General features: G+C 31.2%; 24 protein-coding genes. 19 read left to right on the forward strand and 5 right to left on the reverse strand.

Features of this window, described 5'->3' with window-relative positions; genetic code table 11:
* Positions 1-49: 49 nt before the first annotated feature.
* The 4 genes from GQ47_RS05180 (at position 50) to GQ47_RS05195 (ending at position 3,027) form a co-directional block, all read left to right on the forward strand.
* Positions 50-727 (forward strand): MBL fold metallo-hydrolase, encoded by a 678-nt coding sequence (locus tag GQ47_RS05180; RefSeq protein WP_035645857.1) that lies wholly within the window; start codon positions 50-52, stop codon positions 725-727.
* A gap of 73 nt (positions 728-800) precedes the next feature.
* Positions 801-1,553 (forward strand): hypothetical protein, encoded by a 753-nt coding sequence (locus GQ47_RS05185; RefSeq protein ID WP_035645859.1) that lies wholly within the window; start codon positions 801-803, stop codon positions 1,551-1,553.
* A gap of 10 nt (positions 1,554-1,563) precedes the next feature.
* Positions 1,564-2,313, forward strand: coding sequence for a hypothetical protein (locus GQ47_RS05190; protein WP_035645861.1), 750 nt, complete (start codon positions 1,564-1,566; stop codon positions 2,311-2,313).
* Positions 2,314-2,319: 6 nt separating this feature from the next.
* Positions 2,320-3,027, forward strand: a complete 708-nt coding sequence (locus GQ47_RS05195) for a hypothetical protein (RefSeq protein WP_035645864.1) — start codon at positions 2,320-2,322, stop codon at positions 3,025-3,027.
* 20 nt (positions 3,028-3,047) lie between these two features.
* On the opposite strand, the gene GQ47_RS05200 is transcribed toward GQ47_RS05195, so the two are convergent.
* The gene (locus GQ47_RS05200; RefSeq protein WP_035645866.1) at positions 3,048-3,524 is read right to left on the reverse strand and encodes a TspO/MBR family protein; all 477 of its coding nucleotides are present in this window, start codon (positions 3,522-3,524) and stop codon (positions 3,048-3,050) included.
* 151 nt (positions 3,525-3,675) lie between these two features.
* On the opposite strand from GQ47_RS05200, the gene GQ47_RS05205 reads away from it, so the two are divergent.
* The 6 genes from GQ47_RS05205 to GQ47_RS05230 all read left to right on the forward strand — a co-directional run bounded on the left by GQ47_RS05205 (position 3,676) and on the right by GQ47_RS05230 (position 9,188).
* Complete coding sequence (locus GQ47_RS05205) at positions 3,676-4,758, forward strand: diphosphomevalonate decarboxylase (RefSeq protein ID WP_035645868.1); 1,083 nt, start codon at positions 3,676-3,678, stop codon at positions 4,756-4,758.
* 46 nt (positions 4,759-4,804) lie between these two features.
* Complete coding sequence (locus tag GQ47_RS05210) at positions 4,805-5,743, forward strand: mevalonate kinase family protein (protein ID WP_035645871.1); 939 nt, start codon at positions 4,805-4,807, stop codon at positions 5,741-5,743.
* A gap of 71 nt (positions 5,744-5,814) precedes the next feature.
* A complete protein-coding gene (locus tag GQ47_RS05215; RefSeq protein WP_035646828.1) occupies positions 5,815-6,405 on the forward strand; it encodes a DUF502 domain-containing protein in 591 nt (196 codons plus the stop codon).
* 62 nt (positions 6,406-6,467) lie between these two features.
* On the forward strand, positions 6,468-7,424 hold the full coding sequence (locus GQ47_RS05220; RefSeq protein WP_035645874.1) for a geranylgeranylglycerol-phosphate geranylgeranyltransferase: 957 nt from the start codon (positions 6,468-6,470) through the stop codon (positions 7,422-7,424).
* A gap of 6 nt (positions 7,425-7,430) precedes the next feature.
* On the forward strand, positions 7,431-7,988 hold the full coding sequence (locus GQ47_RS05225) for a hypothetical protein (RefSeq protein WP_035645877.1): 558 nt from the start codon (positions 7,431-7,433) through the stop codon (positions 7,986-7,988).
* Between the two features lie 291 nt (positions 7,989-8,279).
* Positions 8,280-9,188, forward strand: a complete 909-nt coding sequence (locus GQ47_RS05230) for a pseudouridine synthase (RefSeq protein WP_035645879.1) — start codon at positions 8,280-8,282, stop codon at positions 9,186-9,188.
* A gap of 66 nt (positions 9,189-9,254) precedes the next feature.
* Here the strand turns inward: GQ47_RS05230 and GQ47_RS05235 are convergent, their stop codons facing one another.
* Positions 9,255-9,857 (reverse strand): DUF937 domain-containing protein, encoded by a 603-nt coding sequence (locus tag GQ47_RS05235; protein ID WP_035646831.1) that lies wholly within the window; start codon positions 9,855-9,857, stop codon positions 9,255-9,257.
* A 284-nt stretch (positions 9,858-10,141) separates the two neighbouring features.
* Positions 10,142-10,642, reverse strand: coding sequence for a DUF456 domain-containing protein (locus GQ47_RS05240; RefSeq protein ID WP_035645882.1), 501 nt, complete (start codon positions 10,640-10,642; stop codon positions 10,142-10,144).
* 45 nt (positions 10,643-10,687) lie between these two features.
* On the opposite strand from GQ47_RS05240, the gene GQ47_RS05245 reads away from it, so the two are divergent.
* Both GQ47_RS05245 and GQ47_RS05250 read left to right on the forward strand, forming a co-directional pair.
* A complete protein-coding gene (locus GQ47_RS05245) occupies positions 10,688-11,071 on the forward strand; it encodes a hypothetical protein (RefSeq protein ID WP_035645885.1) in 384 nt (127 codons plus the stop codon).
* A gap of 49 nt (positions 11,072-11,120) precedes the next feature.
* On the forward strand, positions 11,121-11,621 hold the full coding sequence (locus GQ47_RS05250) for a hypothetical protein (protein ID WP_035645888.1): 501 nt from the start codon (positions 11,121-11,123) through the stop codon (positions 11,619-11,621).
* A 32-nt stretch (positions 11,622-11,653) separates the two neighbouring features.
* On the opposite strand, the gene GQ47_RS05255 is transcribed toward GQ47_RS05250, so the two are convergent.
* Positions 11,654-12,757 carry a glycosyltransferase family 2 protein gene (locus tag GQ47_RS05255; RefSeq protein WP_035645890.1) on the reverse strand — a complete coding sequence of 368 codons (1,104 nt, stop codon included), beginning with the start codon at positions 12,755-12,757 and terminating at the stop codon, positions 11,654-11,656.
* Positions 12,754-13,698 carry a lysylphosphatidylglycerol synthase transmembrane domain-containing protein gene (locus GQ47_RS05260; RefSeq protein WP_035645891.1) on the reverse strand — a complete coding sequence of 315 codons (945 nt, stop codon included), beginning with the start codon at positions 13,696-13,698 and terminating at the stop codon, positions 12,754-12,756. Before GQ47_RS05260 ends, GQ47_RS05255 begins: the two co-directional genes overlap by 4 nt.
* Before the next feature lie 83 nt (positions 13,699-13,781).
* Here GQ47_RS05260 and ruvC point away from each other — a divergent pair, with 83 nt between their 5' ends.
* From ruvC to GQ47_RS05295, 7 genes are all read left to right on the forward strand, one after another.
* A complete protein-coding gene (ruvC, locus tag GQ47_RS05265) occupies positions 13,782-14,336 on the forward strand; it encodes a crossover junction endodeoxyribonuclease RuvC (protein WP_035645892.1) in 555 nt (184 codons plus the stop codon).
* Between the two features lie 29 nt (positions 14,337-14,365).
* The gene (locus GQ47_RS05270; protein ID WP_035645894.1) at positions 14,366-16,546 is read left to right on the forward strand and encodes a KAP family P-loop NTPase fold protein; all 2,181 of its coding nucleotides are present in this window, start codon (positions 14,366-14,368) and stop codon (positions 16,544-16,546) included.
* An 8-nt stretch (positions 16,547-16,554) separates the two neighbouring features.
* Entirely contained in the window at positions 16,555-17,691 is a 1,137-nt protein-coding gene (gene hemW, locus GQ47_RS05275; RefSeq protein ID WP_035645895.1) for a radical SAM family heme chaperone HemW, read from the forward strand.
* 108 nt (positions 17,692-17,799) lie between these two features.
* A complete protein-coding gene (locus tag GQ47_RS05280) occupies positions 17,800-18,177 on the forward strand; it encodes a GxxExxY protein (protein WP_035645898.1) in 378 nt (125 codons plus the stop codon).
* 51 nt (positions 18,178-18,228) lie between these two features.
* Positions 18,229-18,984 (forward strand): cyclase family protein, encoded by a 756-nt coding sequence (locus tag GQ47_RS05285; RefSeq protein ID WP_035645901.1) that lies wholly within the window; start codon positions 18,229-18,231, stop codon positions 18,982-18,984.
* Position 18,985: 1 nt separating this feature from the next.
* On the forward strand, positions 18,986-19,387 hold the full coding sequence (locus tag GQ47_RS05290) for a GNAT family N-acetyltransferase (protein WP_035645904.1): 402 nt from the start codon (positions 18,986-18,988) through the stop codon (positions 19,385-19,387).
* Positions 19,384-19,734 carry a DUF4260 domain-containing protein gene (locus GQ47_RS05295; RefSeq protein ID WP_035645907.1) on the forward strand — a complete coding sequence of 117 codons (351 nt, stop codon included), beginning with the start codon at positions 19,384-19,386 and terminating at the stop codon, positions 19,732-19,734. Before GQ47_RS05290 ends, GQ47_RS05295 begins: the two co-directional genes overlap by 4 nt.
* The last annotated feature ends 2 nt before the right edge of the window (positions 19,735-19,736 follow it).

Consider the following 19,736-nt stretch of genomic DNA (forward strand, 5'->3'; position numbering starts at 1 on the left):
TAGATTAAGAAACCGAATTCAAATCTTTGCCAATATAAAATTCAAGAAAATGAAAACTATTGCCAAAGACGTCTATCAAATTCCTTTATTTCCAAGAAACGCCATTAATTGTTATCTAATTGAAGATGTTTTAATCGATGCCGGAATTCGAAGTTCTAGTTCCATAATTCTAAAAGATTTAAAAGATAAAACAATAACCAAGCACGCGTTGACTCACGCACATGCAGATCATCAAGGAAGCAGTAAAATAATCTGCGAAACACTAAATATTCCTCTTTTATGCAGTGAACCTGAAAAAGAATTGGCTGAAAACGGAAATGTAATTAAAGAATATCCAAACCCAAATCATGTTATTTCTAAATTTCAAAAACATTTTTGGGCAGGAAAAGGTCACCAAGTTTCTGAAATCTTAAAAAAAGGAGACAAAATTGGCGGATTTATGGTTATCGAAACTCCCGGACATTCAAGTGGACATCTATCTTTTTTCAGAGAAAAAGACGGCGTATTAATTGTGGGAGATGTTATGACCAATATGAATTTATTGACTACAAAAGTTGGACTTCACGAACCACCAAGTCTGTTCACGACAAATCAAGAAACAAACAGAAAATCTATTCTAAAATTGGCTTCGCTAAAACCAAAAATACTTTGTTTTGGTCATGGTCCTGTTTTATTTAATAACGGTGAGTTTGAAGTATTTGCTAAAAAGATCCAGCATCATAATTAACAAGAATTTACAGATTTCACAAGTTTTCGTTAAGACTATTCTAATAATTTTACTTTCAACTAAATACCATTAAATGAAAGTAAAATTACTCACCACAATTTCCTTTTTCACTTACCAAATTTCTATTTCTCAAACAGAAAAGCTACTTCAGGGGAAAGTTACTTCAAACAATATTCCCCTTAATAAAGTAGAAGTAATAAACAAAACCGCAAAAACGAGCACTACCACAAACGCTTTGGGAGAATTTGCAATTTCAGTTAGCGTAAAAGATAGTTTGATTTTTTTCTCCAAAGACTTTTTCTTTACAAGATTAAAAATCACAAAAGAAAATCTTGAAACCACTAATTTAATAGTGAACATGATTCCGAGACCGGAAGAATTGGATGAGGTCGTAATTACAAAAATTAACTTCCCAAAAAAAATTGAATACGATGCGGAAGCCATAAATAAGATCAATATAGAAAGAGCAAATAATGATTTAACTCGATATATACCAGGTTTTAACAATGGGACTATTGCAAACGGAATGAATATTGGCGCTATGGGTGGCGGTCTGTTTGGTTTATTCAAAAGAGAAAAAGAAGAGCCTAAAAAGAAAGTACCTGAAATGGATTTTAAAAAACTCATTGCAACATCAATTCCGCTGGATTTTTTCTCAAAAGATTTAAAATTAAGCCTTGATGAAAAAGAACTATTTCTTCAATTATGCGAGTCTGATCCAAGATCCAAAACACTTTTAGAGCATCCAAATATCCTTTCAACTATGGATTTTTTATATACTAAAAATGAAGAGTTTAAGAAACTAAATTCTGAAAGTAAAAACTAAATATCTTTAAATGAAAGTAAAATTACTCACCACAATTTCCTTTTTCACTTATCAGCTCGCCATTTCACAAACCGAAAAAACGCTTCATGGAAAAGTAATTTCAAACAGCCTAATTCTCAAAGGTATTGAAGTCATTAACAAAACTGCTCAAACTAGTACAACAACAAATGCTTTGGGCGAATTTTCGATTTCTGTGAAGTTACAGGATAGCTTGTTGTTTTTCTCCAAAGATTATTTATTCACAAGATTAAAAATTACAGCAAAAGAAATCGAAAGCAATAATCTTATCGTAAATATGATTCCGAAAGCGGAAGAATTAAACGAAGTAATTATTTCAAATGTAACAGCAAAAGATATTTTCTTGACCAAAGAAGATATAAAACAAATAAAACTAAACGATCATAAATCAAGACCAGGGTTAAAAATTGAAGGTTTTAATGAGGTAAAAGGAAGCCCGTTAGACATCGATTTCATTTATTTGGGCAAACAAGTTTACAACTTATTTAAAAAAGACGAAGAGTCTAAAAAAGAAATTCCAAAAATTGATTTTAGAAAATTAATTGCAACAACTTGTCCTGAAGATTTTTTTCTCAAAGAACTAAAATTGAATTCTGAGGAAAAAGAGCTCTTTCTTCAATTTTGTGATGCCGATCCAAAATCTAATATCCTTTTAGGAAACCCAAATATTCTGGCAACAATGGAATTTTTATATTCCAAAAATGATGAGTTTAAGAAGCTGAAATCCGAAATTAAAAACTAACGTTTAATGAAAGCACGACTACTTACCACAATTTCCTTCTTTACTTATCAGCTCAGTATTTCTCAAACGGAAAAATTAATAAACGGAAAAGTTCTTTCAGAGAATATACCACTTAACAAAGTGGAAGTAATTAATAAAACCGCTAAAATTAGTACTAAAACCAATGAGTTGGGAGAATTTTCAATTTTGGCAAAAGCGCATGACAGTCTTATTTTTTTCTATAAAGATTCTTTTTTCTCAAGGTTGAAAATTTCTCAGGAAAACATCAATCAGAATAATCTAATCGTGAATACAGTTCTGAAACCTGAAGAATTGAAAGAAGTTGTAATAACTAAGGTCGAATTTGATAAAGTAAAAGTTAATGCAGATGATGTTGCAGATATATTGATTGATAAAAATGTCAAAAATTTATTCTGGAATACAGGAGTTAGTGATAATACAATTAGAGAAGCTCTTCGAGTTTCATTTCCTTTAAAAGGCAAGCCGAACAAAAAAATTGAAGTTGCCGACGATCGTTTTAAGAAACTGATAATGGCTTATTGTCCTCCCGATTTTTTCATCAAAAATCTAAAACTAAAACCCGAAGAAAAAGAACTTTTTATTGATTTTTGCGACTCAGATCCAAAATCTAAAACACTTCTCGAAAACCCAAATGTTTTAGCAATAATGGATTTTCTTTATGCTAAAAATGAAGAATTTAAGATGTTGAAATAGATTAAAAATTGAAACAAAACTTATTTATTCAACCACCAAATACTAGCGTTCAAAATAGCAGCAAAAGCAACCCAAGCTAAATATGGAATCAATAAATAACCTGCCGTTTTATTGATTTTGATAAACTTTATATATGTTTCATAAATGAACAACCATAAAAGCGCAATTTCTATCAAAGCCAACATCGGATTTTTTAATCCGAAGAATAAATAAGACCAAATCGCATTTAATGTTAATTGAATTAAAAAGAATCCTAGCGCTTTTTTAACTTCCTCATTTTGCTCTTTGATTTTATCCCAAACTAATCCTGCAGCAATCCCCATAAAAATGTAAAGAATTGTCCAAACCGGCATGAAAATCCAATTCGGCGGATTAAAAACTGGTTTTTCTAACGTTACATACCATGTCTCAATACTGGGTCTTGTTACGGTACTGGCAGAATATCCTACTGCTAGACAAACCATTATAGCTATAGCAATTTTTACAAACTTATTCATTACATCAAATTTTGAATTCAAAAATAAGTAAAAGAAAATTTAAACCATATAAGTTATATAAGTTCATTTTAGTAAAGCCTGCTTATAATTTCTTATATTACTTATATGGTGAAAAAATTTAAAAACTATCTTTGCCAAAATTTTACAATTCATGTTTACAGCAACTGATTTTATTCCAACTCCATATACTTCGACAATCGAAAACGGAAACTTCGAATGGAGTGCTCCAAGCAACATTGCATTAGTGAAATACTGGGGAAAAAAAGACAACCAGATTCCGGCAAATCCATCAGTAAGTTTTACTTTAAACAATTGCAAAACGATCACGAAATTAGGTTTTGAAAAAAGAGCAAACCAAAATGCTTTTTCATTTGATTTACTTTTTGAAGGAAAACCAAAAGAAGATTTCAAACCAAAGATTCAAAAGTTTTTAGAAAGAGTTGAAGTTTATTTGCCGTTTTTAAAAGATTATCATTTTATAATTGATACACAGAATACTTTTCCGCATAGTTCCGGAATTGCATCTTCGGCTTCTGGAATGGCGGCGCTGGCAATGAATTTTATGAGTTTAGAAAGAAAACTAAACCCTCAAATGACCGATGAATATTTCTTTCAAAAAGCTTCATTTCTAGCTCGTTTAGGTTCTGGAAGTGCTTGCAGAAGCGTAAAAGGAAATGTTGTAGTTTGGGGAAATCAGGCCAATATTGAAGGAAGTACTGATTTATTTGGAATTGAATTTCCGTACACTATTCATGACAATTTCAAAAATTATCAAGACACGATTTTACTGGTTGATAAAGGCGAAAAACAAGTTTCGAGCACAGTTGGACACGATTTAATGCACAATCATTCGTATGCTGAAAGACGTTTTGCTCAGGCACATGAAAACTTAGATCAGCTGATTTCTATTTTTGAAAGTGGAAATTTAGACGAATTCATCAAAGTTGTAGAAAGTGAAGCTTTGACACTACACGCTATGATGATGACTTCGATGCCGTATTTTATTTTGATGAAACCAAACACGTTGCAAATCATAAATGCAATTTGGAAATTTAGAGCTGAAACTAATATTCCGGTTTGTTTTACGTTAGATGCAGGAGCAAATGTGCATGTGCTTTATCCCGAAAACGTTAGCGAAAAAGTATTACAATTTATTCAGGCCGAATTAGTTGTATTTTGTCAGAATGGTCAGTACATTTGCGACAAAATTGGAGCAGGATCAATTGCATTATAATTTTGCGTATCTTTAATTAAATTTTTAAGAAAGACATAAAACAAACATGAAAGGACCACTATTTTACTCAAAAATATTACTCTTTGGAGAATACGGAATTATCCGCGACTCTAAAGGACTTTCTATACCTTATAATTTTTACAACGGTGCTTTAAAGAAATCCGAAGAACCTTCGGCTGAAGCAATTGCATCAAACAAAAGTCTACAAAGCTTTGTCTCTTATCTTGAAGTTTTGCAAGTTCAGCAACCAGATTTGGTTACGTTTGATTTAGAAACTTTAAAAAATGATGTCGAAACGGGAATGTATTTTGATTCTAGTATTCCGCAAGGATACGGTGTTGGAAGCAGCGGTGCCCTTGTTGCGGCTATTTATGATAAATATGCTAACAACAAAATCACTGTTTTAGAGAATTTGACTCGTGAAAAACTATTACAGTTAAAAAATATATTTTCTCAAATGGAAAGTTTTTTCCATGGGAAAAGCTCTGGATTAGATCCATTGAACAGTTATTTAAGCATTCCGATCTTAATTAATTCTAAAGATAATATTGAAGCAACAGGAATTCCAACTCAAAGTTTTGACGGAAAAGGCGCTGTATTTTTGCTAGACTCAGGAATTGTTGGTGAAACGGCTCCAATGGTCAACATTTTTATGGAAAACTTAAAAGACAAAGGTTTCCGTGCAATGCTTAAAAACCAATTTGTTAAATATACCGATGCTTGTGTAGAAAACTTTTTACATGGCGACATGAAATCGTTGTTTACCAATACAAAAAAACTTTCTAAAGTTGTTTTAAATAATTTCAAGCCAATGATTCCAGAACAATTTCACGGAATTTGGCAACACGGAATTGACACCAACGATTATTACCTAAAACTTTGCGGTTCTGGCGGAGGCGGTTATATTCTAGGTTTCACCGAAGATCTAGAACGCGCAAAAATGTCTTTGAAAGATTATAAGCTAGAAGTAGTCTATCAGTTTTAAGTTCAAAAACTCCTAAACAGTCTTTATTTGAATATATTTTTCTAAATCTTAATCCTAAAAAATTATTGCCTGTGAAAAGTATTTTAAAGATTATCAAAGCAACTTTCTTAGGCGGAATTATTTTTTTAGTACCGTTGGTTGTGTTACTGATTTTTTTGGAAAAAGGATATGGCATTATTCAAAAAACGACACTCCCACTGGTAAACAACTTGCCAAGAATAAATGTTTTAGGAATTGCACTTCAGGAATTAATTGGAATACTGCTTATAATTATCATTTGTTTACTGGCAGGATTATTAGCAAAAACTTCCAATGCAAAAAAGCTGGTTCAAAAATTAGAAGATAGCATTTTGAGTTTTGTTCCCGGTTATTCGTTTATGAAAAGCATGAATGAAAACATTTTGGGAATTGAATCTAAAGACGACTTAAAAGTGATTTTGGTTCCAACAGATGCCGGTTTACAATTTGCTTTTTTAATAGAACAAATAAGTGAAGAAAAATTTACTGTTTTTATTCCGGATGCACCAAATCCGTGGAGCGGATCAGTGGTTTTTGTAGACAAAAAAGACATTCAGGATATTGATATTACACAAAAACAAGCTTTGGCCTGTATTCGAAAACTAGGCTATGGCTCTAAAGAATTGTTAAAAAACAAGCTCTAAAATATAGAATAAAAAAATATATTCTAACTTCCCTTAATCTAATCCATCATACTTTATAATTTATGTTAAGCAGACAGCACAAACTTGTAGTAATGAAAATCGTCAGTTTGTTTTCTGTAGTACGTGGCTATAATATTCCTATTATTGTTTTAGCACAATATTTATCGGCAATTTTTATTTTGGCTCCAGAAAAAAGAGCGCTTGACATCATCTTGGATTTTTATTTGTTTCTGATTGTTTTTGCTTCGGCGATTACCATTGCCTCGGGTTATATTATCAATAATTTTTATGATAGTCAGAAGGATTTGATCAACAGACCAAACAAGTCGATGCTGGATCGTTTGGTTAGTCAGAAAACAAAATTAACCGTTTATTTCAGCTTGAATTTTTTGGCTGTTTTAATGGCTTCCATTGTTTCGTGGCGTGCGTTTTTATTTTTTTCTGCTTACATTTTTCTGATTTGGTTTTATTCTCATAAAATAAAGAAATACCCTTTTATAGGCAATTTAACGGCTGCGCTTATGGCTGTAATTCCATTTTTTGCCATTTTATTATTTTTCTACAATTCGATTTCGTTTGAAGAAATTGAAAATCATATGAGCCATTTTATGGTTATTTCAGCGCATGCGGTTTTCTTATTTTTGCTGTTACTGATTCGGGAAATGATAAAGGATTTAGAGAACCTAAAAGGCGATCTGGCGAATGATTACAGAACAATTCCGATACTTTACAGCGAAAAGACTTCTAAACAGATTATTACCCTTTTGACATTTTTGACTATTATTCCGGTTTATATTTTAGTCAATGTTTATGATGTTGGTTATATGGATATTTACTTTTATGTATGCTTTGTCGTGTTGCTTTTTTTTCTGCTTTATTTATGGAAATCGAATTCTAAAGAGCAATTTTTAATGCTTCACAATGTATTGAAATTTCTGATTGTGGCAGGCGTATTTTGTATTGTTCTAATTAATCCGAGTGTTTTGTGGCACGGGAAAGAATTGATTTCTAAATACTAAGATGCAATGATAAGAAGAATAGTTTCATTTTTAAATTCAAAACAAACATCAAAACCTTTTGACGTTGAAAATCCAAATATTCTGTTATTTCATGAAAACCCAAAAGATATCAATTTATTAATTGGTGATAAAATTCTAGAAGTCAAAATTCATCAAGACCACACTGGAACAAACGATTGGCTGGATACAAGCACTACTTTTTTACGATTGGAAAAAAATGGCGTCATCTGCTTTCCATCTTCCGGAGATGAATATTTTGAAAATACTTTTGTCGATAAGAAAGCGATTTCAATTTTAGAAAAATATCAAAAAATCATTTATAACAGTATCATTGAAGATGTATACTATTTTGTTAATCCAGAGGAAGAAGAATTTGATGATTCACAAATGAGCTGTATTCTTCTGACTAATGGTTATATTCTGGAAGAAGAAAGAATGTCTCCAAAAGGATTAGCCGGAGCCAATATGTTTTGTAAAACTATTGAAGACTTTAAAAATGAATATAAGGACTCTAAATTTAAAATATACTCCATTAAAGACAAAGCCTTAAAAATTTTCAGTTAAAAAAAATCATCCTATTATTTAAAAGAAGCCAATTGTTTGAATTCTAGCCCCGATTACTTCACTTAACTTTTATTTTAATCGGAGTTCAGTGAACTTTGTTTGAAGTGGAAATCCTTTTATTTTTTTCTTTAAAAAAATAAAAGATTGAAACGGAAAGCGGGAATTATTGCCTGAAAAAAAGCCAATTGCGATGCTTCAAAATCCTTTTATAATTTTTGCTATTAATCTAAGAACATTGAACTTAGGTTTATTTGGGCAGAAAAAACTATCTTTGCACAAATTAATGATTTTATGAACAACAAGGAAGGCAATAATAAAAGAGGCGGATCAAGACCAAATAGCTCAAGATCAAACTCTAGTAAGCCAAAACCACCAATGGCAAAACGCGCGCAAGGGCCGAAAAAAGAAAAGCCGGAGGTTAAAGCGGCGAAGGAAGCTGCTGAACAAAAATTTAAGAAACAAAATCAGGCACCAAAAAGACAAAAGGCTTCAGATGAAATTCGTCTGAACAAATACATCGCAAATTCTGGCGTGTGTTCACGTCGTGATGCTGATATATATATTCAGTCTGGAAACGTGAAAGTAAATGGCGTTCCGGTTACTGAAATGGGTTATTTAGTAAAATTAAATGACGTTGTAAATTTTGACGGCGTTGTTTTGACTCCTGAAAAGAAAGAATACATTTTATTAAACAAACCTAAAAACTTTACGACTGCCTTTGATGAAGGACAGGAATATCGTAATGTATTGGAACTTGTTCGCGGATCTACAAATGCAAAAATTGCAGCTGTTGGAAGAATGGACAAGAATACAACAGGTTTATTATTGTTTACAAATGATACTGATATGATTCGTAAATTTACTTTACCGAATCAGAAATCATCTAAAATTTACCAGGTTTCTTTAGACAAAAACTTGAAATTTGAAGATTTGGAAAAAATCAGCAAAGGTTTGGTTCTTGACGGACACCGTGTGTTTGTTGAAGAAGTTAGTTATATTGAAAAAGAAGCAAAAAGCGAAGTTGGTCTTAAATTAAAATCATCTAACGTGAAGGTAGTTCGTGCTATTTTTGAAAGCTTTGACTACGATGTTTTGCGTATTGACCGCGTTTCATTTGCTGGTTTAACTAAAAAGAATCTGCCGAGAGGGAACTGGCGTTTCCTGACAGACCAAGAGATTATCAATTTGAAAAACGCATAATACGTTTCAAATTTGATTAGATATCAAATCCTGTTTTGCCTTTTGTGTAAAATGGGATTTTTTTATTTAGAAACTGAAAAAGTTATGTCCAAAAAGTGTGAAGATTGATCTTCCGATGTTTTGATTTTTGTCTTCAACTGTTTCGTAACATGCAAATCCTAAAATGATTTTGATTCCAGGTTGGATGCTGTTTAGGATTTCTCTTTTTTGTTCTTCCAAAAGCAATTTTAAACTGTCTAAAAGCTGGATATTGTTTTTAAGATAAGAAACAACAAGTAGTGCAGAGAAATTTAGGATTTCGCGGGCTGTTTCACTTTTGATTCCGACTTCGTTTGAAATCATTTCAGAAATTCTGCCTTTTTTGTTGGTAAAGATTTCTTTTAAGATAGCGTTTCCTTCGATGCGATAACAGTCGTCAACTGATAAAATTCGTCCAGAAGCAAAATCGACTTCCTGATAAAAGGTTGAATCGTCTTCGATCAATGAGATGATTTCTTTATAAAAGCCTAATTCTTCGGCTTTGTTATAAAGGCCCATTAAAACTGTGCCAATCGAAACATCAATTCCCTTGATTAAAAGAGCATCATTCTCAAAATAAAATTTGTTTAGCTTAGAAACAACATTAGAAGAAATAAAACGTCTAAGTTCAATTTGTAGGTTTGGGGTCATACTCATAACTTAAAATAAATAATTATTTATACTTGTTAAAAATAATCGATAAAGTGAGGCTTTTTATCGTTTATCAGGATAAAAATATAAAATATTTTAACATTTCCAAAAAATAAGTTAAGAATATACATACCCGATTAACAGCTTATTAACACTAATTCCGTTAAACATCAATAAACATAACGCTTTCGTTATCAAAAGAAAATAAAAATATATTTATGAAATTTTTAATATTTTTTAAAAACATGTAAAACATAAGAAAAATCCTAAGTACTTTTACACAATTAAAATAATATGTTTCGATATTCCCATGTTAGATGTAAAAAAATACCAAGAAAAATAATACAAAACATAAAATTAATGAAGCTCGAAGTCAGAAATCCAAGCAATGATCCAGTTGCTGCCTTTAATGCCCGCTGATGGTTTTTTGAATCGTAAATGAGTTCTCCCAAAAATGCGCCAACAAAAGGTCCAATTATGACTCCAAAAGGTATTGGCGCCAAAATTCCAACTATTAAACCAATATTGGTGCCCCAAACTCCATACGAACTTCCACCAAACTTTTTTGTCCCTTTTGATGGAATTACATAATCCAGAATAGTAATAATAATCGTAATCAATAATGTAATACCCAACACCCAATAATTATTTTCGACCGCTTTTGTGAGATATAAAAGCAATAGGCCGACCCAACAACTTGACAAGCCGGGCAAAACGGGCAGGAAACTGCCAAAAATACCGATAATCATACAGATAAAACCGAGCAACAACAATACTAAATCCATATTTTTTTTGTAAATTGTATTTGCAAATCCTTGATAAAATAAGCCATGACACGATTTTTGAAAATATTTGCATTTTTCTTGTTGATACATTTTATCAATCCGAATTTATATGCTCAGACTCAAAAACTTTCCTTAGATGATCTTTTGCTTCAGGACAGCATTTATAAAAGTAATAAGAAAAAAGTATTAAATTTTTCATTAAAAGAATTTGACGCGCTTTTTCTTGAATTCTTTAATCGCAAAGAAGATCCAAATATTGTTTTAACGAAAGCCGAATTTTATACTTACACAGTTCAGATTGCAACATTCTCCGACCGGCTTGCTTCCTTATATCCTGACCAAAAGGAAGTTGCTGCAGAAAATAAACAGGAATGGCTCTCTGAAAACTATCAAGATTATTTAGAATACAAAGGTTCTCAAAAAAAATAATCGTATTTTTATACCATAATTTCTCTTTATTCAACTCAACCTCAAAATCTTGAAGCAGTTTTCTATTTTTTTAATTTTTTTATTTTTCGGTTCTTGTCAATATTTTGAGAAGAAGGTTCCGTCTGAAAAAGAATTACTTCGAAAGGAACTAAAAGCCATCAATTGGAAAGAAGTTGATGAATATCCAAGCGTTGCAGAATGCGAAACAATTGCCGATGAAAAACAACGTCAAAAATGTTTTTTTGATGTAATGTCGCAGCTTGTTCAGGAAAAACTAAAAATCGACAGTCTTTCTATTTTGTACCCTGAATTGGATACGATTTCAGTAAAAGTGACTATTTTTCCGAACTCGAAAATGAAATTCGAACCGCAATTCCCTAAAGATTCTGTAGCTTATGATACCATCAAAGTGGACAGTATTCTTCATGCACGTCTGGTTGATTTTCCAAAAGTAAATCCGGCAATCAAACGAGGAATTCCGGTAAAAACACAGTTTATACTGCCTGTTATCATAAAAGCAAAAGAAGAAATTAAACCTAATAAGCAATAAATATTCATTTAATTGCCTTTCACGAATTCTTATTACTTTTTAAATTGACGATCTTTCCATGTATAAGATCCAAACAAACTGTACAAAGCCACAGCTGAACTGAAAAACGGATACAATAAACTACTCAGCAAAAGACTTTTAATTCTGTTTTTTGTCAAAAATTGATTGGTTATAAAAAGCAAAACAAAATCAATTATAAATTTAGAAAAGGCAAAAAATACAAAAATAGGATAAGACCATATTCCGAAAAGGAGAAAGAAAAATCCAATTACAAAACTCAAATTTCCGAAGAAAACGATCAAACCTAAAATTTTTCCGAAAGTACTTTTATACGAACTTGTCTTTGCCGCCCAGCGTACTCTTTGATGAAATAATGATTTCCAATTTTCTGTTGGTTTTGTGACAATAATTGCTTCTTCCGCTTTTAAATAATGAACTTCTTTAGGAAACTTTTCGATTGCTTTTTGAAGTAAAAAAACATCATCTCCGCTGGCAATTTCATCATTTCCTTCAAAGCCGTTTATGCTTTCAAACAATTCTTTTTTGTAAGCAAAATTGGCTCCATTGCACATAAAACCTTTATTTAAACCAAAACTTCCTATTGTTGCACCTTGCAGACTTGTGAAATCCAATTGCTGAAAATGATCTAAAAAAGAGTTTTCGGTTTTATATGTTACAGCGCCCGCAAGCATCGAAACTTTATTTTCCTGAATATAATTATCAAAAGTTAAAAGCCAGTTTTCCGGAACTATACAATCAGCATCTGTTGTGATTACCCAATCGGTTTTTACGTGCGGCATTGCGGTTGAAATCGCATCTTTTTTTGGAGAATTTGAAATTCTAATATTGTCAATTACTGAAACTTGAAACCTAAAACCTGAAACCTGAAACTTTTCATTTGAAGAATCATCAACCAGAATCACTTCAAATAAATCTTTTGGATAATTTAGCTTTGAAAAACTTTCTAAAAGTATTGGAAGATTTTCTTTTTCATTCCGAAACGGAACTATAATCGTAAAACTTGTTTTGGGCTTTAAATCTGTTTTTTTGACTTTTTTAATTCGGAAAAATCCAAAAATTAGCAAAACAATGCTAATGATGTAAAGGAATAATATGCCGAACAATTCAAAAATCATTCTGTGGTTTTGGTTTTAAAATTCAGTACAAAATAGCTTCCTAAAACTACTGGCAAAACGACATTTAAAAACCACATTAATGTGCTGATAAAAATTACAATCCATTCGTTTACGCCCAAAATTCCGAAGAAATAAATCGCTACACTTCCTTTTACGGCAAAATCCAAAAACTGAAAAGTTGGCAATGATGACGCCAAAAAATAAACCGAAGTAATAGCCGCCATTAAAGTCAAATAAGGTAAATCGACATCAAAGCCTAAAAACAAAAAGTAATACTGATGCGAAAAAACCAAATAACGGCAGATTCCTAAAAAGATGTTTTTCTGATGAACTGATTTTGGAATTTCATTGATTTTGTGAATCAGTTTTTCAATTGAATATCCTTTGACTTTTATCTTTTTTATTGAAAACAAAACAATCAGAATTAGCACAAATCCGCCAAAAAGAATCAAAACAGTTTTGCTTGTAATAACATTGAATTGCGCATTAAAATACAGCAATCCGAAGATTCCGAAAATTATGGTTAGGATCATCTGAATTCCGTTGCAGATTAAGTTCAGAAAAACCACTTTTTTAGCATCTGATTTTGGATAATACAAGGCTTTTCCGGCGTACTCTCCTACTCCATTTGGCGTAAATATTCCGGCAGTCAAGGCAGCTAAAACCTGTTTTGTAGATTCGTAAACCGAGATTTCATGAATTACTTTGGCAAGATTCTGCCATTTCAAAATTTCGAAATAACGATTCAGAACACTCAAAAGCAATATAAATGAAATCCCTAAAACCGACTGATTTTTTCGGAACAAAACAATAAACTTCTGCCAGTCCAATTTATCATTGTTTGCCAGTTGATTGTAAATAAAATAAAATGCGCCGCCAACAATCAAAAGTTTGGCCAGAAGAACAAGGAATTGCTTAGCTTTGTGAGGAATTGAAATCATGCCGCAAAAGTAATCAAATGTGGCAATTAGAAAATTAGAAAATGTGGCAATTTTCTAAACCTTAAACTTGAAACAAAAATCTCTTGACAAAAGAACGCATCATATTAGGTATTGACCCTGGAACTACAATTATGGGTTTTGGATTGATTAAAGTCACCAATAAAAAAATGGAGTTTTTGCAGTTAAACGAATTGCAATTGTCCAAATACGACAATCATTACCAAAAACTAAAAATCATTTTTGAAAGAACAATCGAACTAATCGAAACGCATTGTCCGGACGAAATTGCAATTGAAGCGCCTTTCTTTGGCAAAAACGTTCAATCGATGCTAAAATTAGGGCGTGCGCAAGGCGTTGCAATGGCAGCAGGTTTGTCAAGAGGCATTCCGATTACAGAATACGAACCTAAAAAAATAAAAATGGCAATTACCGGAAACGGAAATGCCAGCAAAGAACAAGTTGCCAAAATGCTGCAACAACTTTTAGGCTTAAAAGAATTACCTAAAAATCTCGATTCAACAGACGGTTTGGCGGCTGCTGTTTGTCATCATTTTAATTCGGGAAAAGTCGTGGCTGGAAAAAGTTATTCGGGCTGGGATGCATTTGTGAAACAAAATGAGGATAAGATAAGAAAATAGTGTTCAGATTTTTAATTAGTTAAGTAATTATGTCAAACAATATTCATTTTTTAGATGATAGTGCAATAAGTAATCCTCAACAAGATTTATTTAATTTTAAATTTTATGCGGGAAAAATTCAGAAATTAATTCAATTGAACTCCAGTAATCCAGAACCAATTACTATAGGGATTTATGGAAAATGGGGAGAAGGGAAAACTTCTTTTTTAAATTTAATTGAAGATAAAATCGATCACTTTGAAAAAAAAGAAGAAGATAAAGAATATCTAAAATTCCATTTTAATCCTTGGAGATATTCTAATGAAGATGAGATGTTATTTGATTTTTTTGACGCTTTATCAAAAAAATTCTACGTACAAGAAAGCACAAATCTTCAAGAAGTTGGTAAATGGATTTCAAAATATAGTAAATATTTAAAAGCTGTAAAAATATCTGCAACTGTTGGTTTACCTAAAATTTTTAATAGTAAAGTTTCATTTGATATTAGTGAGATTTTTCAAGCTTTAGGAGAAGATTTAAAAGGAGACGAATTGACACTTGATTTATTAAAGAATAAAGTCAATGAAACTATAAAAACTGCAAAATTCAAAGTTGTTGTATTTATTGATGATTTAGATAGGCTAGATAAAGAAGAAATATACACAATTTTAAAATTAATTAAACTAAATGCTAATTTTAGCAATTTCATCTTTATTGTCAACATTGATAGCGACCATGTGGCCAAAGCAATTAAAAATCGCTATGGTGATGATATCGAAGACGGCCATTTTTTTTTAGAAAAAATAATTAACATTCCTATTCATTTACCTAAAATAGAAGATGCCGATTTAAGAGAATTCTTTAGAAAAAAACTTGAACAAGTCAAAGTTAATTTAAGTTTGAGCAATTCGGAAAAAGCTCAGGAAATGTTTAAGGAAATAGACATGGAATTTTCATCAGATTTGTTTAGCTCGCCTAGAGAAATCATTCGAGTTTTAAATAGTTTCTTCCTTGGAGCATTTGCGATAGGAGATGAAGTTAATTTAAGGGATTTATTTTGGATTGAGTATCTTAAAATTAAAAATGGAGAGTGTTATAATTTTATAAAAAGCTATCATCCTAAATCTGGAATTATGGAATTTGACAGAACTGTCGATTTTAACGATGATTATAATTCAAATGAAAAACCAAATGGCACTAGAAAAGATCTTCTTGAAAAATTCAAAAATGTCAATATTATAATTAATAATTTATTCCCTGTATACAACAATGGTCTTGTTGTTTTGGGTGGTGGAAAACCAAATTTAGATTTATTAGATAGAGAATCAAGAATTAATTCATTAGGGCATTATGAAAAATATTTTTCTTTCCATAATATTAGAAAAACGTCAGTATTAAAGCTTAATACGATTGAAAATTTAATAAGTGAAAATGATTCAACAAATCTAATTTCCTTATTTAAGGATTTATTTTTAGATGAAACTCAAAATTACAAAGTCCTTTACAGAATTGAATTAATAATTAAAGAGTTAAACAACAAAGATGAACGCAATTTTTTCTACTTATTTTTATTTAATAATTTTGACCTTATCCCTAATTCAAAAACAGACGCATACGGTCTTGATTATCGATTAAGATTAATCGAATTAATAGCCTCAACATTAAATAAAGATACTGTTAATGATAATACTGATATTTCATTATCCTTATCTGAAAATTTAGATGTGTATCAATTATCCCATTTTACTAGAAAATTTAATGATAATAAGTCATTTAAAAGATCTTTACAAAATAGCATTTCATCCAAAGCCCAAAAAACTTTTAGTGCTAGCAATCCTGTATATAAAAACCCCAGTAATGCACCTAATAAAATGATTATGCATTATTGGAAATTAGTTAACAATGAAGAATATAATAACCATATAGAATCAACAATAATTAATGAAGAAAACATTAAACTTTTAGTTAGAAATTTTCCTAGTTTTTGGAATAATTCTTATTTCGGACCTCTAGAAAAAAATAATTATGACTATATGAAGCAACTGATTAATGTGGATTTTATTTATCAAAAAGAAAAAGAATTTAACCCCAAATTAATTAAAAGTATAGATCCTGTCGAATATCATTTTTCTGAAATTGATGAAAACACTCCAGAAGAAAATTTAGAACAATTCATTTATTGGTATAAAAAAGAAAAAGAAGACAAAAGAAAACTTTTATTATTATCTTAATATCAAAAATGTCCGGCATCTACATTCATATTCCTTTTTGCAAACAGGCTTGTCATTATTGCGACTTTCATTTTTCGACTTCAATGAAAAAGAAAGACGAAATGGTTTTGGCATTAGCCAAAGAAATCACTGTACGCAAAAATGAGTTTGAAAATGAGATTGTAGAAACCATTTATTTTGGTGGAGGAACTCCTTCTGTTTTATCAAATGAGGAAATAAACTTTTTAATTGCTGAAGTTTATAAAAATTATAAAGTTGCTGAAAATCCGGAAATTACGCTTGAATCCAATCCGGATGATTTATCTTCCGAGCGAATTTTGGAATTATCTAAAAGTCCGATAAATCGTTTAAGCATCGGAATTCAGTCATTTTATGAAGAGGATTTGAAAATGATGAACCGCGCTCATAATTCGGCGGAAGCCAAGAAATGTTTAGAAGAAGCAACTAAATATTTTGATAATATTTCACTCGATTTGATTTACGGAATTCCGGGAATGAGCGACGAAATGTGGCGACAAAATATTCAAACGGCTTTAGATTTCGGCATTCCGCATATTTCAAGTTATGCTTTGACGGTTGAACCGAAAACAGCTTTAAGCAAATTAATTCAAACCGGAAAAATTGCTGAACCTCAAGATGAAGTCGCTTCTAACCATTTTATGATTTTGGTTGAAATGCTTCAAAAAAACGGTTTTATTCATTATGAATTATCCAATTTTGGAAAAGAGAATTATTTCTCCAAAAACAATTCGGCATATTGGCTTGGCAAAAAATACATCGGAATCGGACCTTCGGCACATAGTTATGATGGCGAAAAAAGAGGCTGGAATATTGCGAATAATTCTTTGTATTTGAAAGCGATTCAGAATGATGAACTTCCGATTGAAACTGAGATTTTGACGATTTCAGATCGTTATAATGAATATATTATGACGGGTTTACGAACGATTTGGGGCGTTTCTTTGGACAGAATTGAAAATGAATTTGGTTTGGAATATTTGGATTATCTGAAAAAACAAGCTCATAAATTCTTAAGCGATGATTTGCTTTCCATCGAAAATAATATTTTAAAACCAACTCCAAAAGGAAAATTTTTAACGGATGGAATTGCTTCAGATTTATTTTATTTAGATTCTGAAGTTTAACCGCAAAGTTCGCTAAGAATTACGCAAAGAACGCTATTTTTATTTTGTAGGAATAAAATTATATTTTAAAATTTTCAAATATTATATTTGAGTTTTAATATTGATTTTATGTCAGAGAATGATTTATCCCGAATTGTATTTAATTTAGCCTTAAAAGTTCATCAAACTTTAGGTCCTGGACTTTTAGAAAGTGCTTATGAAGAATGTCTATTTTATGAGTTAAGAAAACTTGGTTTATCTGTTGAAAAACAAAAAGCTTTACCTCTGATTTATGAAGAAGTGAAATTAGATGTTGGTTATCGATTAGATATTTTAGTAGAAAATAAACTAATTTTGGAAATAAAAGCAGTCGATTGTTTAAATGAAGTTCATTTTGCTCAACTATTGACTTACTTAAAACTAACAAATTGCAAACTAGGATTATTAATGAATTTTAATGTTGCATTATTAAAACATGGAGTTAAAAGAATAGCAAACAATCTTTAATAAAATCCTAGCGACCTTTGCGTAAACCTTAGCGAACCTTGCGGTTAAATTATGATAGGAAAAATCAACAACTTCGAAATCGACTTATCAAAACCCATTGATATCTCGATTCCATTAACTAATACAGACGAAAACCCAATTGCCTGGTACATCGAAAAACCTGTTATTGAACCAGTAGTTTTTGGCGACTGGATTGGAAAAGTTTCCGAAGGAAAATCATCAACGAACTTTAATAATATCTTCTTCAATCCGCATGGGCATGGAACGCATACGGAATGTTTGGGACATATTACGAATGATTTTTATAGCATCAATCAATCGCTTAAACAGTTTTTCTTTATGGCTAAATTGATTACGGTTGAACCAGAGAAAATTGGAGATGATTTTGTGATTACGAAAGAGCAAATTTCAGCTTTGGTAAATGACAAAACAGAAGCTTTAATAATTCGAACACTTCCAAATCAAAAAGACAAAAAGTCAAGAAAATATTCGAATACAAATCCACCTTATTTATCTGAAGAAGCTGCGATTTTCATCCGCGAAAGCGAAATTCAACATTTATTGATCGATTTGCCAAGTGTTGACAAAGAACATGACGAAGGAAAATTATTAGCGCACAAAGCGTTTTGGAATGTAAAAGACACACACAATCTAAATCAGGATGCAAGATTAAATGCCACAATCACCGAAATGATTTATGTCCCAGATGAAATTGAAGATGGAAATTATATACTAAACCTTCAAATCGCTTCGTTTGAAAATGATGCAAGTCCGAGCAAACCAATTTTATACAAAATTTTAGATTAAAATGATTAGCGTTTCTACAGATAAAACAAAACTTGATGTCCCTTTTATACAGAACTTTTTAAAAGATATTTATTGGGCTGCCGGACGAACAATTGAAGAAGTTCAGACGACAATCGATTCTTCAGTTTGTTTTGGAATTTATTTGGATGATAAACAAATTGGCTTCGCACGCGTAATTACCGATTATGTGGTTTTCGCTTATTTGATGGATGTTTTTATCACTGAAGAACATCGCGGAAAAGGATATTCTTCGATTTTAATTGAATCAATGATGAACGAGCCACAGCTTCAGGAAGTAAAAATCTGGCGATTGGCGACAAGCGATGCTCACTTTTTATACGAAAAATTCGGATTTACTAAACTGAATCATCCTGAAAAGATGATGGAAAAAATTGTCAAATGAAAACAGTCTTAAAACTAGAAGAAACGGCTTTATTTATTCTTGGAATATTCCTTTTCAATCGTTTAAATTTTGAATGGTGGTGGTTTTTGGCTTTAATTTTAGCGCCTGATTTATCGATGATTGGTTATGCGTTTGGAAACAAAGTCGGGGCAGTTTTATATAATTTGTTTCATCATAAAGGAATTGCCATTCTTTTATATGTTTTAGGTTTTTATTTGAAAAATGAATTATTGCAGTTAGCCGGAATTATTTTATTTTCACATTCGGCAATGGATCGAATTTTTGGTTACGGCCTGAAATACGAGAAAGGTTTTAAATACACACATTTAGGAGAAATCGGTAAATAACG

Source organism: Flavobacterium sp. ASV13 (genome assembly GCF_000745775.1).
Lineage (GTDB): Bacteria > Bacteroidota > Bacteroidia > Flavobacteriales > Flavobacteriaceae > Flavobacterium.

What these genes read in the sequence shown, in the direction of transcription:
- GQ47_RS05180 (WP_035645857.1), top strand. Translation starts at nt 50, where the DNA reads ATGAAAACTATTGCCAAAGACGTCTATCAAATTCCTTTATTTCCAAGA.
- GQ47_RS05185 (WP_035645859.1), top strand. Translation starts at nt 801, where the DNA reads ATGAAAGTAAAATTACTCACCACAATTTCCTTTTTCACTTACCAAATT.
- GQ47_RS05190 (WP_035645861.1), top strand. Translation starts at nt 1,564, where the DNA reads ATGAAAGTAAAATTACTCACCACAATTTCCTTTTTCACTTATCAGCTC.
- GQ47_RS05195 (WP_035645864.1), top strand. Translation starts at nt 2,320, where the DNA reads ATGAAAGCACGACTACTTACCACAATTTCCTTCTTTACTTATCAGCTC.
- GQ47_RS05200 (WP_035645866.1), bottom strand. Translation starts at nt 3,524, where the DNA reads ATGAATAAGTTTGTAAAAATTGCTATAGCTATAATGGTTTGTCTAGCA.
- GQ47_RS05205 (WP_035645868.1), top strand. Translation starts at nt 3,676, where the DNA reads ATGTTTACAGCAACTGATTTTATTCCAACTCCATATACTTCGACAATC.
- GQ47_RS05210 (WP_035645871.1), top strand. Translation starts at nt 4,805, where the DNA reads ATGAAAGGACCACTATTTTACTCAAAAATATTACTCTTTGGAGAATAC.
- GQ47_RS05220 (WP_035645874.1), top strand. Translation starts at nt 6,468, where the DNA reads ATGTTAAGCAGACAGCACAAACTTGTAGTAATGAAAATCGTCAGTTTG.
- GQ47_RS05225 (WP_035645877.1), top strand. Translation starts at nt 7,431, where the DNA reads ATGATAAGAAGAATAGTTTCATTTTTAAATTCAAAACAAACATCAAAA.
- GQ47_RS05230 (WP_035645879.1), top strand. Translation starts at nt 8,280, where the DNA reads ATGAACAACAAGGAAGGCAATAATAAAAGAGGCGGATCAAGACCAAAT.
- GQ47_RS05235 (WP_035646831.1), bottom strand. Translation starts at nt 9,857, where the DNA reads ATGACCCCAAACCTACAAATTGAACTTAGACGTTTTATTTCTTCTAAT.
- GQ47_RS05240 (WP_035645882.1), bottom strand. Translation starts at nt 10,642, where the DNA reads ATGGATTTAGTATTGTTGTTGCTCGGTTTTATCTGTATGATTATCGGT.
- GQ47_RS05245 (WP_035645885.1), top strand. Translation starts at nt 10,688, where the DNA reads ATGACACGATTTTTGAAAATATTTGCATTTTTCTTGTTGATACATTTT.
- GQ47_RS05255 (WP_035645890.1), bottom strand. Translation starts at nt 12,757, where the DNA reads ATGATTTTTGAATTGTTCGGCATATTATTCCTTTACATCATTAGCATT.
- GQ47_RS05260 (WP_035645891.1), bottom strand. Translation starts at nt 13,698, where the DNA reads ATGATTTCAATTCCTCACAAAGCTAAGCAATTCCTTGTTCTTCTGGCC.
- GQ47_RS05270 (WP_035645894.1), top strand. Translation starts at nt 14,366, where the DNA reads ATGTCAAACAATATTCATTTTTTAGATGATAGTGCAATAAGTAATCCT.
- hemW (WP_035645895.1), top strand. Translation starts at nt 16,555, where the DNA reads ATGTCCGGCATCTACATTCATATTCCTTTTTGCAAACAGGCTTGTCAT.
- GQ47_RS05280 (WP_035645898.1), top strand. Translation starts at nt 17,800, where the DNA reads ATGTCAGAGAATGATTTATCCCGAATTGTATTTAATTTAGCCTTAAAA.
- GQ47_RS05285 (WP_035645901.1), top strand. Translation starts at nt 18,229, where the DNA reads ATGATAGGAAAAATCAACAACTTCGAAATCGACTTATCAAAACCCATT.
- GQ47_RS05290 (WP_035645904.1), top strand. Translation starts at nt 18,986, where the DNA reads ATGATTAGCGTTTCTACAGATAAAACAAAACTTGATGTCCCTTTTATA.
- GQ47_RS05295 (WP_035645907.1), top strand. Translation starts at nt 19,384, where the DNA reads ATGAAAACAGTCTTAAAACTAGAAGAAACGGCTTTATTTATTCTTGGA.